9 protein-coding genes are annotated in these 13,362 nt (G+C 49.0%); 6 read left to right on the forward strand and 3 right to left on the reverse strand.

Features of this window, described 5'->3' with window-relative positions:
• Window positions 1–45 precede the first annotated feature (45 nt).
• Together AAC052_RS14950 and AAC052_RS14955 are read left to right on the forward strand one after the other, a co-directional pair.
• Window positions 46–510, forward strand: a complete 465-nt coding sequence (locus AAC052_RS14950; RefSeq protein ID WP_339814215.1) for a (2Fe-2S)-binding protein — start codon at window positions 46–48, stop codon at window positions 508–510.
• On the forward strand, window positions 500–2,734 hold the full coding sequence (locus AAC052_RS14955) for a molybdopterin cofactor-binding domain-containing protein (protein ID WP_339814216.1): 2,235 nt from the start codon (window positions 500–502) through the stop codon (window positions 2,732–2,734). Before AAC052_RS14950 ends, AAC052_RS14955 begins: the two co-directional genes overlap by 11 nt.
• Before the next feature lie 254 nt (window positions 2,735–2,988).
• Here the strand turns inward: AAC052_RS14955 and AAC052_RS14960 are convergent, their stop codons facing one another.
• The 3 genes from AAC052_RS14960 to AAC052_RS14970 form a co-directional block, all read right to left on the reverse strand.
• The gene (locus AAC052_RS14960) at window positions 2,989–4,815 is read right to left on the reverse strand and encodes a VCBS repeat-containing protein (RefSeq protein WP_339814217.1); all 1,827 of its coding nucleotides are present in this window, start codon (window positions 4,813–4,815) and stop codon (window positions 2,989–2,991) included.
• 554 nt (window positions 4,816–5,369) lie between these two features.
• The gene (locus AAC052_RS14965) at window positions 5,370–6,731 is read right to left on the reverse strand and encodes a glycoside hydrolase family 140 protein (RefSeq protein ID WP_339814219.1); all 1,362 of its coding nucleotides are present in this window, start codon (window positions 6,729–6,731) and stop codon (window positions 5,370–5,372) included.
• 78 nt (window positions 6,732–6,809) lie between these two features.
• Window positions 6,810–7,631, reverse strand: coding sequence for a universal stress protein (locus AAC052_RS14970; RefSeq protein ID WP_317487303.1), 822 nt, complete (start codon window positions 7,629–7,631; stop codon window positions 6,810–6,812).
• 164 nt (window positions 7,632–7,795) lie between these two features.
• Between AAC052_RS14970 and AAC052_RS14975 the strand changes: the two genes are divergently transcribed.
• The 4 genes from AAC052_RS14975 to AAC052_RS14990 all read left to right on the forward strand — a co-directional run bounded on the left by AAC052_RS14975 (window position 7,796) and on the right by AAC052_RS14990 (window position 13,356).
• Window positions 7,796–9,235 carry a hypothetical protein gene (locus AAC052_RS14975; RefSeq protein WP_339814222.1) on the forward strand — a complete coding sequence of 480 codons (1,440 nt, stop codon included), beginning with the start codon at window positions 7,796–7,798 and terminating at the stop codon, window positions 9,233–9,235.
• Between the two features lie 122 nt (window positions 9,236–9,357).
• On the forward strand, window positions 9,358–10,902 hold the full coding sequence (locus tag AAC052_RS14980; protein ID WP_339814224.1) for an alpha-L-arabinofuranosidase C-terminal domain-containing protein: 1,545 nt from the start codon (window positions 9,358–9,360) through the stop codon (window positions 10,900–10,902).
• A 70-nt stretch (window positions 10,903–10,972) separates the two neighbouring features.
• Entirely contained in the window at window positions 10,973–12,661 is a 1,689-nt protein-coding gene (locus AAC052_RS14985; RefSeq protein WP_339814226.1) for a ribulokinase, read from the forward strand.
• Complete coding sequence (locus AAC052_RS14990) at window positions 12,658–13,356, forward strand: L-ribulose-5-phosphate 4-epimerase (protein WP_339814228.1); 699 nt, start codon at window positions 12,658–12,660, stop codon at window positions 13,354–13,356. The genes AAC052_RS14985 and AAC052_RS14990 overlap by 4 nt, the downstream gene beginning before the upstream one ends.
• The last annotated feature ends 6 nt before the right edge of the window (window positions 13,357–13,362 follow it).

Genomic DNA, 13,362 nt, shown 5'->3' on the forward strand with positions numbered 1-13,362 from the left:
AATCCCTCATTTCCCTATCTTAGAAATCAAACCAGACGCAACACAATGCCCGCTTTCAACCTCCATATCAACGGCTCGCTGAAAATTGTCGATACCGAAGCCGACACACCCCTGCTTTATGTTCTTCGGGATGACCTTGAGCTTAATGGCCCCAAGTTTGGCTGTGGCCTTGCGCAATGCGGAGCCTGTATGGTGTTGCTGGATGGCCGGGCGACGACCAGTTGCATGCTACCCGTGTCTTCCATCGGTGAAACTAAAATCACCACCCTCGAAGGCCTGGCAGATAGCGACGGCAAGCTCCATGCAGTGCAGGAGGCCTTTGTGCAGGAACAGGCCGCTCAGTGTGGCTACTGCCTGAACGGGATGGTGATGGCAGCGGTGGACTTACTCAGCAAAAATCCTCAGCCCGATGACACCGCCATCCGGGAAGCTTTACAATTTAACCTGTGTCGTTGCGGTACCCACACCCGGGTGATCAAGGCGGTTCAACGTGCAGCAAATGCCTTATAATCCAGCAGCCATGATTGAAACAACCAGCGCCTCCAGACGAAAATTCCTCCAACAAATCGGCTATATCAGTGTGGGGTTTCCCCTGCTTACCTCCTGCATGACTGAAACCGACCCTGTCATCGCCGCCAGGGTCAACTATGAAGGAGGCTTACCCGGAAGCATGCGTGGGGCCAAAACCGTAAACGCCTGGCTGCAGGTACTGGAAGACGGCCGCATCCGGGTGCTATCGGGCAAAGTAGAGCTGGGTCAGGGCATCCGAACGGCCATCCGGCAGGTAGCCGCCGAGGAGCTGGACATGGAACTGAACATGGTGGAAGTGCATTTGGCAGAAACAGGGTTGACCCCGGATGAAGGATATACCGCCGGCAGTGGCTCCGTACCCAACAGCGCCATGTCGGTGCGCTACGCTGCAGCCACAGCCAGACAGAAACTACTGGAGCTGGCAAGCGTGAAACTAAATACCACCGCTGACGATCTGTTACTTTATAATGGCACCATCAAAGCCAAAAAAAGCAAGGAATCACTCACGTTTGCCGAGGTGTTGGACGGCGCCCAGATAGATATGGAAGTCACCTCCCCTGTTAAGATCAAAAACAAAACTGACCATCGGTATGTGGGCAAGGCCATCCCCCGCACCGACATCGAAAAGATGGTGAGGGGTGAACAAGTATACGTGCAGGATTTACGGTTTCCGGGCATGGTACATGCCCGGGTTGTGCGGCCATCTGGCTACAAGGCGCAATTGGTAAAAGTGGATGACGCCGGCCTCACAGCAGCTGCACCAGGAGTGATCAAGACCGTGGTAAATGGCGGCTTTGTTGGGGTGATCACCGAAAAGGAATACCAGGCCGTGAAAGCTGAGCGCTACCTGAGGGAACATACAGAATGGGAGGACAACACTTCGTTTCCTGAACAAAAGGAGTTGTACAACCATATCCGAAGCATTGCAGAACCCTCCAGTAATGTCAAAAATGAAGGCGATGTAACGGCAGCCTTCGAAGGTAGCCCAACCGTTAAAGCCACCTACCGCAAACCCTACCTCCAACATGGTTCCATGGGGCCTGCCTGTGCGGTAGCCATGTACGATGGCGACATCCTGCATATCTGGTCGCACAGCCAGGGGATCTATCCTATGCGAAACGGCATTGCCGCCATGCTGGGCATGGAAACGGACAAGATCCATATCCTTGGCATACCAGGCGCTGGTTGCTACGGACACAGCACGGCCGATGACGCTGCGGCGGATGCGGCCCTGCTGGCGTTGGAGCTTCCTGGCAAGTACGTGCGGGTGCAGTGGTCAAGAACCGATGAACATACCTGGGAGCCTTATGGCTCGGCGATGATCATGGAAGTGGAAGCCAGTCTGGATGCGGAAGGCAAGATCACCGGCTGGAAATCTGATGTGTGGACCGATAGCCATAGCTGCCGGCCCAATGGTGATGCCGGCACCCTACTCGACGCCCGGTACATCACCAACCCCGTGCAAATGAAGTCGAGGGGCTACCTGGCCGGAGGCCACCGCAATGCCGATCCGTACTACGCCATTCCCAATATGCAGGTGAATGCGCACTTTTTCGATGGGCCCTTTCGGGTATCTTCCCTGAGGAGCCTGGGGGCTTATACCACCATTTTTGCCATTGAATGCCTGATGGACGAGCTCGCAGAAAAAGCAGGCAAGGACCCACTCGATTTTCGCATCGCCCATTTGACCGATGAACGGGCAGTGGCTGTGATCCAAAAGCTCAGAGAAATGACGGCCCGGGAAACATTGGTCGACGGAGAAGGACTCGGCTATGCCTTTAGCCGGTATAAGAATACAGCGGCCTACGCAACAGTAGCAGCCAGGGTGGCGGTAGACAAAACCTCCGGCAAAGTGGCTGTAAAAAAGATGTGGGCGGCCGTGGATGTAGGCGAGGTGATCAATGTGGATGGCCTCACCAACCAGCTGGAGGGCGGCATGATCCAGGCAGCCAGCTGGACACTAATGGAAGAAGTGACCTTTACTGAAAAAAAAATTACCAGCTCCGACTGGAGCACCTACCCTATTTTTCGATACCCGGACATTCCCGAAGTAGAAGTAGCCCTCATCGACCGCCCCGACTTACCTGCCGAAGGCGGTGGCGAGGTTTCCATGCCTCCTTCGGGAGCCGCCATTGCCAATGCGGTGTATAAGGCGAGTGGGAAGAGGGTGTATGAGTTACCGATTGGGGTGAGGAAAGTGTGAGGGCTGGCTCCTAATTCGATTGCCAGAGCCATTATTTTATCAAATTGTAGTCACTGATAAGAAGTTGAGCGGAGAGGTTGAGCCGCTCCGCAAGGATTCTCACCATCTCAATCGTTAACTTTTTTCTTTTGTTGAGAATTTCGGATAACCTGCTTTTTCACCCAATAACACCCACGATGTTTTTTTTGCTTTGCCTACATTTCCTCCATTCTGATCTTAATGGCCATTCAAATTATAAGAGATGCCTCATAAGATCAGTGATTGATCCAGACTTTATTAGGCAGATTGTTTGCATGCACAACAAAAGCGTCTAAATCTCCATCTCCATCTAAATCACCCAGGGAGCCCCCGACAATGGCCGAGCCACCCAAAGACTGCTCCGTATCGGTGAAGAACCCATTTCCATCATTGAACCATACCACACTGTTAAAGTAATTTGTCACAAAAATATCGAGGTCTCCATCGCCATTCAGGTCACCGAGAGATACATTTTGGCTAGTTGAGCCACCCAATGACTGGCTGCTTTCTGTGAAGGTTCCATGTCCGTTATTGAACCACACCTTATCAGGTTGGGAATTATTAACCACATAAGCATCAAGGTCGCCATCCATATCTAAATCGCCTAACGAAACGTCAAAGCTATAAGCGTTTCCTAATGATTGGCCGCTATTTGTGAATGCGCCGTTTCCATCATTAAGCCAGACTCTATCAGGTTCCTGATAATTAACAACAAAAGCATCCAAGTCGCCATCACCGTCCAAATCGCCTAGTGAAACATCGTTGCTTCTCGAATCTCCTAAAGATTGACCGCTGTCGGTGAATGAGCCAAATCCGTCATTGATCCACACTTTGTTACTTTTTGTACTAAATGTGGGGTGAAGATCGTTTGCTACAAATGCATCCAAATCCCCGTCTCCATCCAGGTCTCCAAGTGCAACACCCAAACTCTTTTCAATTCCCAGTTCCTGGCCGCTGTCGGTGAAGTTGCCACTACCGTCATTCGTCCATATTTTGTTCGGTTGGGTGCTGTTTACCTCAAAGGCATCTAAATCTCCGTCTGAATCCAGGTCACCTAAGGCTACGGCATAACTGTTCGAAGTTCCTAATAACTGACCACTGTCGGTGAACGAGCCATCACCATTATTAACCCAGATCTTGTTGGGTTGCCCTACATTTACTACGAAGGCATCCAGGTCGCCATCCCCATCCAAATCTCCCAGCGCCACATTTTGGCTTTGCGAACTACCTAACGCCTGTCCACTATCGATAAAGAACCCTGAAGGTAGGTCGGAAGGCTTATCCGACACCAACTCAACAGTTAACGGACTTGATTCGTAATGCGCCAAACTGTCTCTGGTAAAAGTGTAATTGAAGGTGGCATATCCTTCACGTTCAATTGTCAGTTCATAAGCAGGGTATCCATCTCTGATTACTACTGAATTATTGGCAATTGCTTCTATGTGCTGATGGAATACGAAAGTGTCGCTCTCTACTGTTAATTCTGCACTTAAAAGCTCCTCAAGTTTGCCCTTCTCAGACACATTAATATAAAATCTGAACAGGTTCACCAAAGACAAATCAAACCCTACCAGGCCAAAGTCTTCAAGTTCCAAATCTTCGGTTGACACTACTTCCACCTGCAAGTCGAGAATTTCGTCCCGGCTTATCACAAACTCAATCGGCAATGGATCACCTACATTTTGCGCCTGAAGAGAGCCCTCTTCGGGGGTCGCATATATTATATTGCTATCGACATCCAACACTAAGAATTCAGTTAAGGAATAACTGCCGACCGAAAGGCTTATTTTTTGGCTGATAAATTCACCGTTTAATTGGTATAGCTCTATTTTAGACGTTGAATACGGAGTCGATGAGCCATCGTCCTTTTTGATTGTAATCAAAATAAAAGCGGCATCGTTCAAGTCCAGTAATCTTCCGCTTCCCGACTTGTTACCAAATTTAGGACTGAAACTAATTTCTCCAACACCATGAGGTTGCCCGGAATCATCGCCGCTACATCCAGTAATAGCGCTTATAAAGATGAATAGCCCTAAAAGTTTTGTAGTTGAATATTTTATCATAAAAAATATCTTGTGACTGTATTAATTGAATTTTCTCTCTTCCGAGAAACACAACATCGAAGATTTCTTCCTTCAAATTAAATCAGCAGTTTCTTAAAACGAACCAATATACACAACTGATCAAATATATTTACCTAATAACAATTATTTAGTCATATATTAAAATACAGAAATCAACCACTCTAACCGGCATTCATCATTCCCCGATAGTAAAATTAGAGATGGCGAACCTGCATCACACTTTATATTGTCTGCCTGCATCTGATTCTCTTAACTTTTGGTAACATAAGAAATAGGTTCAAACCCCTAATGCGCTAGCAGTTGCCACAACAACATCATCTCGATGGCAAGTTATTTTGTTAATGCTAAGACAAAGTGTGGGCGTTTCAGAAACAGGAATGAGCCGAGGTGGAACCCGACGCTGAAACGGATTCACACAGCAAAACACATGGTCTGCTCGGCGGTAGATTCGGGGGATTTCTCATTGCGCTATCGATCCATTCGAAATGATGGCGTTGTGGAGGCTTTTGCGGCGAGGCTACCACGCAATCACGCTACCCCACCGCATCCAGCACCAGCACCCAGTCCATCCCCTCTCCTTTGGAGGGAGGCATAAACGCCATTTCGGGCTGTTTCTCCATTTTCACGGCAGTGGTCATTTCACCCGTGCGGGGATTGAACCACGAAACATTCAATGAGGCTCCTTTCAGGCTGGTGGTATTGAGGTTAAGTACTCTACCAAATGGCGTGTAAACAAAAGCAAAAGTGCCCTTCGAAGAGCGGTTGGCACTGATGTAGTAACCCTCCATGGGGTCGTTCTCTCCCAGCACCATTGACTGGTCAGGAATTCGCTCCAGCATGGGCCGGGACTCCATCAGCTTGCGTACATAGCCCATCTGTCTGCCACCCGTTAGCTCCAGCGACTCCTTCCAGGTGTGTTGCGGAGCGTTCACCGGCTCCCGGCCTTCATCATAAAACTGCCAGACAGCGTGGCATCCATAAGTATGCCCGGCCGCTCCAGCAAACACCTGCCAGTAGGCCAGTTTGCGCACGTTGTCGGCATTGGACACGCCGTGCTCTTTGATGTTGAAGCAGATAGGATGCTCCTCATACATTGGTTCGCCATCCAGCGTTGGTTTGGTTGGCGTCAGGTTATAGTCCCAGGTGATTTTTTCATGCCTGTTGTTTTCGTAGCAGTGGCCTGTTTGGTGCATATTGAAGTCGAGCCACTGCTCTCGGTGAAACCACGTAGATGAGCCGCCGTTTTGGTGCGGCTGTGGATGGTAGGTCATCAGGCCTTTGTCGTATCCACCCAGGCCCTTTGCCACGCCTTCCGCCATGGCATTCCACACGGCTATGTCGGACTCGTTTCTGGGGTTTCTGTCGCCGCCCAGTATCCAGATGATATTCCATTGGTCTTTGTACCGCTTGCCAATGTATTCACCATAGATCGCTGCATTCTTCTCGTTGAAAATCTCCGGCCCCATGCCCCAGGTGCTCTTAAAAAGCTTGTCGCCCCAGGTAGGCAACAGCCCAATGAACAACCCTTTTTCGGCCGCCTTCTGAATTACCCAATCCACGTCTTTAAAATAAGCCTCGTTGGGTTTGGTGGGGTCATTGTCAATCAACGGTTTGTTGCCCTGCCCATTGGGTGTATTGAGCCCGTCTATTTCAGCCAGCACTACTGCCTGTATCACCGTATAACCTTGCTCCTTCCTCTTCTGCAGGTAATACTCGGCATCGTCGTGGTTGAGCCTGTGAAACAGCTCCCAGGCGGTATCGCCCAGATAAAAGAAAGGGCTGCCATCGGAGTAAACCAAAAAACGGTGATTGTCGGATACTTTTAAAGGGAGTTGTTTTAGCTGACCGTAGGCCTGGATACTCAGGCTGAGGAAAAGAAGAATCAGAAGGCGCATAGGATATAAAGTTTGGGTTTGAATTTACAAATTCCTCCCAACTATTGGCTACCCTGCGTCAAAACTCAAAACAATATGTTAAAACACCAGCATCGGCACATTGGCGTGATAAGCCATGTCCTCAGTGTGGCTCTTTCTGAAAAGGTCTTTTATTGTTGATCTTGTACTTCTGCGCATCACCAGCAGGCTTCCGGGGTTTTTACCCAGGTAATGCTCAATCCCCTCGAAGTAATCATCGTAGTTACTGGAATAGTAGCTTACGTCAGCCTGAAAGATCTTCTCCTCAGCAAAGTCTTTCATACCTCTCCATTTCAGCTCAAAGTCTTTGGTTTCTTCCTCTTTGATGTGGGCAATAACGATACCTAGCCCAAGCTTTCCTGCCAGATCGTCCACACTTTCCAGCAGGGCGATGTCCTTGTCTTTCAGGCTGGTGGCAAAAACCAGGTTTTTCACCTTTCCAAAGTCAGCTTTGGGTGGTATCACCAGCACAGGCTTGACCGATTTATGGATCACATCAGCTGTGCGGCTGCCGAGGAAAAATCGTTTAAGGCCACTTGCTCCCATGGTAGGCATGAGCACCAGATCGGCAGCATACTGCCTGGTTGCTCTCAATATACCTTCCGACACTTCCCCTTCCAGAATATGCATGTCGAGGTTCAACTCATCGGCAGAGGTAGTGGTCTGGTAAAGCTCCTCAACAAGCGCTTTGAGTTGCGCCCGGGCCTGCTTTTCCATCGCCTTTTTGTTTTCTTCCTGTCGGGAAGCAAAATCATAGGGTACCTCCAGCGTGTGAATGAGACTCATATGCGCCTTCAGTTTGTACTGAAGGGCCAGGGCAAAATGCAACGCTGTTTTAGAGTTGTCTGAAAAATCGAATGGCAAAAGAAGCTCCCTTATCATGGCCAAAAATTTATGCGAAAAGTTAGATATTCTACATACAATAAACAGCTTCAGCAGATCAATAATTCATTAATTTTTTAATATCAGCACCGTCTGCATTGGTTTTGTCTTCTGGCAAGCCTAAATTTATCATGTGCAGAAATCTGGCTTGAATACAACAGAAAATGCGAGCCGATGCGAAAAGAAATGAGTGTGGGATCATGGGTGAAAAAGAGATCAAAGAGTTGGTAAAAAAGGCCGTCGACGATGGGCTGTCCATCCTCCGCTATCAGGAGGAGCGGGTAGAACAGGAAGAGATTGCCGATCCATTCTCTTTCTACGAGCAGTTTCCCTTTTTGCAGTGGGCGAAAAACGGACTGCCCGACTTTAGTTACTCCTCAGTTGCCAAAATCAAATACAGCAACCTTTTTCTGAGAACCAACCGGTACAACGACATACAGTCGTGGAAAGTACTGCAGGAGGCGCTGCTCAGCAACAAGGAATATGTGGCCTTCTATGGCCTGACCGCCGAAGAAGAAGTGGCCAGAAACTATCACACCTACTTTTTCATTGCCGACCTGATCGATCATTATGCGCATGTATATGGAAAGCCGGAGTACCATGAAAAAGCGTTTGAGCCGGTATTCCAAGCATGGTATGGTGCCTGGTCGAAAAATGAACTGAAAGTGGATGTTTGGGTACCTATCCTGTTTTTGCACTTTCCTGTTGGCGAGGTCGAACTTGGCCCTGGCGTCCAGCTTCGACAAATAGACGACGCACGCCAGCTCAGCAAGGCCTACTTTGGCAGGCACCTCAACTCCAAGATGCAGCAGGTATTTGCTTCTGCCACACATGCCCTGGTTTTTGAGGAGTGGGTGGTGGACAATGCTTCGCTTGATGCCAGAAACGACTTTCTGAACGACCCCAACGCTTTCTCTGACATTATCGAGCACCTAGCCTACCTCATGGGTTCGCTCAGGGTGGTGACTGGAGAAGAAACCGGCTATGGCCAACTTTTGGTATTTCCAGCGGGTTGGTCGGATCAGTGGGCCGCTGATTTGCTTCCCTGCTTCCCCATAGAGCAGCACCATTTCCCCGCTTCTTTCCTCAACCAGAAATGGAAGCAAACACCTCCAAAAATCAAAGAAAAAGACGTTCAGGACATTGCCGACATCTATAAATCACTTTCAAAAGGTGGCCGAAAAAGCCTGGAAGTAGGTGTGCAGAAGCTGAACAGCATTTACCTGAACGACCAGTCGCCGGAAAGCATGATTGACATCCTGACGGCGCTGGAAGCCTTACTGCTTGATGAGGTACATGGCGACCCGGTGTACAAGTTGTCTATGCGGCTGGGCTCTTTATTACAAATAGCCCCATTTTCCAGAAAAGAGGCCAACGATATTTTTAAGGTGGTGGAAGCTTTGTACAAATACAAGTTAAACATATTGAAAGGAAGCAGTCACCTCAACGGCAAAGAGAGAAAGATCAGTTTTTATCCCAAAAAGAAAATTGACGTGGTGAGCTTCGGCACCGACCTGCTCCGCCACCTCCTTCTCACTTTCTTTAAAAACCCGCAAATGCAGGAACCTGCTTATCTGGACAGGCAATTGATAAAAGGGGTATGATGAAACAAGTAAAAGATTGTTAAAAATAATTTCACAGGCTACTTTAATTGTCATATTTACACTTATAATTAAAGAATCCATTATCTTCGGGTTCGACTTCTTATTTACCTACTATAAAAACTATGAGAGCCAAACTAATTTTTCTCAGCCTTCTATCCTTCCACCTTGTGTCGGCGCAAAGTCCTAACATAGTGGTGCTCAATACCGGCCAGAAAGGCGCTGTCATTAGCAAACACATTTATGGTCATTTTGCCGAACACCTCGGGCGCTGTATTTACGGCGGCTTTTACGTGGGCGAAAATGGCAGCCCTATCCCCAACACCAATGGTGTGCGCAACGACGTGGTGGCTGCACTGAAGAACCTGCAAATCCCTAACCTGCGCTGGCCCGGGGGCTGCTTTGCCGATACTTACCATTGGATGGATGGCATCGGACCAAAAGACCTTCGGCCCACCATTGTTAACCGCTGGTGGGGTGGAGTGACTGAAGACAACAGCTTCGGCACGCACGACTTCCTGAATATGTGTGAGCTATTGGAAACCGAACCCTACCTGTCTGGCAATGTGGGCAGCGGCACTGTGAAAGAGTTTGCTGACTGGATGCAATACGTGAACCACGACGGTGTGAGTCCGATGGCTAAGCTGAGAGAGGAAAATGGGCGTAAAACCCCATGGAATGTAAAGTATTGGGGCGTGGGCAACGAGGCCTGGGGCTGCGGTGGTAACATGACAGCCGAATACTACGCCAATGTATATCGCCAGTTTGCCACCTACATGAGTGGTTGGTCTAATGAGGACGGGATATGGAGGATAGCTTCCGGCGCTAGCGACGCTGACTATCACTGGACAGAAACCCTGATGAAAAACATACCAAGCAACCTGGTTGATGCTGTAGCTCTCCACCATTACTCGGTGATCAACTGGAGCAAGAAAAGCTCCGCTACCGGATTCACTGAAGAAGAGTACTTTACCACCATGCAAAGGGCCACGCAAATGGAGGAGCTGATCCAAAAGCACGTCGCCATCATGGATAAGTATGATCCGGAAAATAAAGTGGCCCTGGTAGTTGACGAGTGGGGCGGCTGGTACGATGTAGAGCCAGGTACCAACCCGGGTTTCCTATTCCAGCAAAACACCATCCGTGATGCCATGATTGCAGGTGTTACACTCAACATCTTCAATAACCACGCCGACAGGGTGAAGATGGCCAACCTGGCGCAAACCATCAACGTGCTCCAGGCGGTGATCCTGACCGACGAGGAGAAAATGATCCTCACTCCTACCTACCATGTCATGGAAATGTACAAAGTACATCAGGATGCTACGTTGATTCCAGTGAGCGTAATCAGTGGTGACTATGCCTCCGGCGGCAAAAAGCTGGCAGCCGTTTATGCTTCTGCCTCTGTTGACAAAAATGGTGCGACTCACCTTTCTCTGGTAAACATTGACGCATCAAAAGAACAGGAAATTACAGTGAGAGTTGGCGGTTCCAAAAGCTACAAATCCGTGGATGGAAGAGTTTTGACCTCGGCCAAGCTACAGGACCACAATACCTTCGACAAACCAGATGCTGTAAAGCCAGTCAACTTTACAGGTGCGAAACTTTCGAATGGCACATTAACGGTGAAGTTGCCTGCACATTCTGTGGCAGTGTTGGAACTGAAGTAAAACATGGCAAAGTGACAAGTATTTGATTGTATATTACCAGACTTTCTGACTAACAAATCGCCTTAAAATAATGAGCACCCACGCTCCTTTGGTTATTGGTATTGACTATGGCACCGATTCAGTCCGGGCCTTGCTTATGAACGCCCTGAATGGAGAGGAAATTGCCACCTCAGTATTTCAGTATCCACGCTGGAAAAAGGGGCTTTACTGCGAACCTGTGAAGAATCAGTTTCGCCAGCATCCTCTTGATTATGTTGAGGGGCTGGAAGCAACAGTGAAAGGCTGCCTCAAACAGGCGGGTGCTGATGCTGCCAGCCGAGTGAAGGGAATTGCCATCGACACCACTGGATCAACTCCGGTGGCAGTAGACGCCACCGGCACTCCCCTTGCCTTACTGCCTGGGTTTGAAGAAAACCCCCATGCCATGTTTGTGCTTTGGAAAGACCACACTGCTACCGGCGAAGCAGCCGAGATCAATGCCCATGCCTTGAAGTACACCACCAACTACCTTCAATACGTAGGGGGCATCTACTCGTCAGAATGGTTTTGGGCGAAACTGCTTCGCACGCTGCGGGTGGATGAAAAGGTGCGTGCTGCATGCTACTCGTGGGTGGAGCATTGTGACTGGATTCCCTATTTGCTGACAGGGGGCAATGATGTAAGTCAAATGAAACGGGGGGTGTGCTCCGCCGGACACAAAGCGCTTTGGGCTAAAGAGTTTGGAGGCTTACCCCCTGAAGAGTTCTTTACTGAGCTGGATCCGCTCCTGACTGGATTTAGAAACAGGCTTTTTACTGACACCTACACCTCCGACAAACCCGCAGGGCAGCTGTCTAAAGAATGGGCCAATAAATTAGGACTGACAACAGATGTGGTGGTAGCCGTAGGTGCCTTCGATGCCCACATGGGCGCTGTAGGCGGTGAGATTGAACCCTACTACCTGAGCAAAGTGATGGGGACTTCTACCTGTGATATGCTGGTGGCTCCAAAAAAGCAAATGGATGGTAAACTGGTGGCAGGTATATGCGGACAAGTAGACGGATCGATCATTCCTGGCATGTATGGTTTGGAGGCAGGTCAGTCGGCATTTGGAGACACCTATGCATGGTTCAAAAACCTGCTTAGCTGGCCACTGGAAAACCTGCTCAGCGAGTCAAAAATCATCGACAAAGCTACTGCCGACAAGTTAAAAGAAGAGCTTGAAGGCCAAATGATAGAAAAACTGAGCCTCGAAGCGGCCAAACTATCATTGCAAGCTACAGACGAGATAGCAATCGATTGGTTGAATGGACGTCGCACACCCGATGCCAATCAGTTGCTGAAAGCAGGTATTGCAGGACTCAATCTGGCATCCGATGCGCCCCGCATCTTCAAAAGTCTGGTAGAAGCTACCTGCTTTGGAGCGAAAGCCATTGTCGACCGGTTTGTGGCACAGGGTGTGCCGGTAAAGGGCTTGATAGGATTGGGCGGTGTGGCCAAGAAATCGCCTTACATCATGCAAACCATGGCTGATGTGATGGGAATGCCCATTAAAATTCATAAATCGGAACAAACCTGCGCCAGAGGAGCCGCTATGTTTGCAGCGACTGCCACCGGTCTTTACCCTATGGTAGAAGAAGCCATGGAAGCGATGGGCCAGGGTTTTGATGCTGAATACCATCCAGACCATAAAAAGCATACGATACACCAGGAGCGTTACGAGAAGTTCAAAGCGCTGGGCCACTTTATTGAAACAAAAATGACGGCTAACAATTCATGAGCAAGTACGATCACATTAGAGAGGAAGCCTTCGAAGCCAATATGCAGCTGCCAAAATTGGGACTGGTGTTGTTTACATTCGGTAACGTAAGTGCAGCCGATCGCTCTCTGGGTGTCTTTGCCATTAAACCAAGCGGTGTGCCTTACGAGCAACTCAGTCCCGGGAAAATGGTGATTGTAGATTTTGATGGGAAAACCATCGACGGCAGCCTCCGGCCCTCTTCCGATACACTTACCCATGCTGTGCTATACAAACACTGGGAAAAAGTTGGCGGCATTACCCACACGCATTCTACTTACGCCACCTCATGGGCACAAAGTCAGCGTGACATACCAATATTTGGCACAACGCATGCTGATCACAATACCGTCGACATCCCATGTGCCCCCCCCATGAGCGACGACATGATCCGGGGTGATTATGAATACCAAACCGGCTTTCAAATCCTTAACTGTTTCAAAGAGAAGAAATTGGATTACGAAGAAGTAGAAATGGTGCTGGTGGGCAACCACGCTCCTTTTACCTGGGGAAAAGATGCTGCTAAAGCGGTATATAACAGTGCAGTGCTCGAATCGGTTGCTCAAATGGCACTACTGACCGAGCAAATCAATCCAAAAGCGCCTCGGTTAAAAGACGCACTGATTAAAAAACATTTTGAGAGAAAACACGGCCCCAACTCCTATTACGGACAATAAGAAATC

The organism is uncultured Imperialibacter sp. (assembly GCF_963974565.1).
GTDB lineage: Bacteria > Bacteroidota > Bacteroidia > Cytophagales > Cyclobacteriaceae > Imperialibacter > Imperialibacter roseus.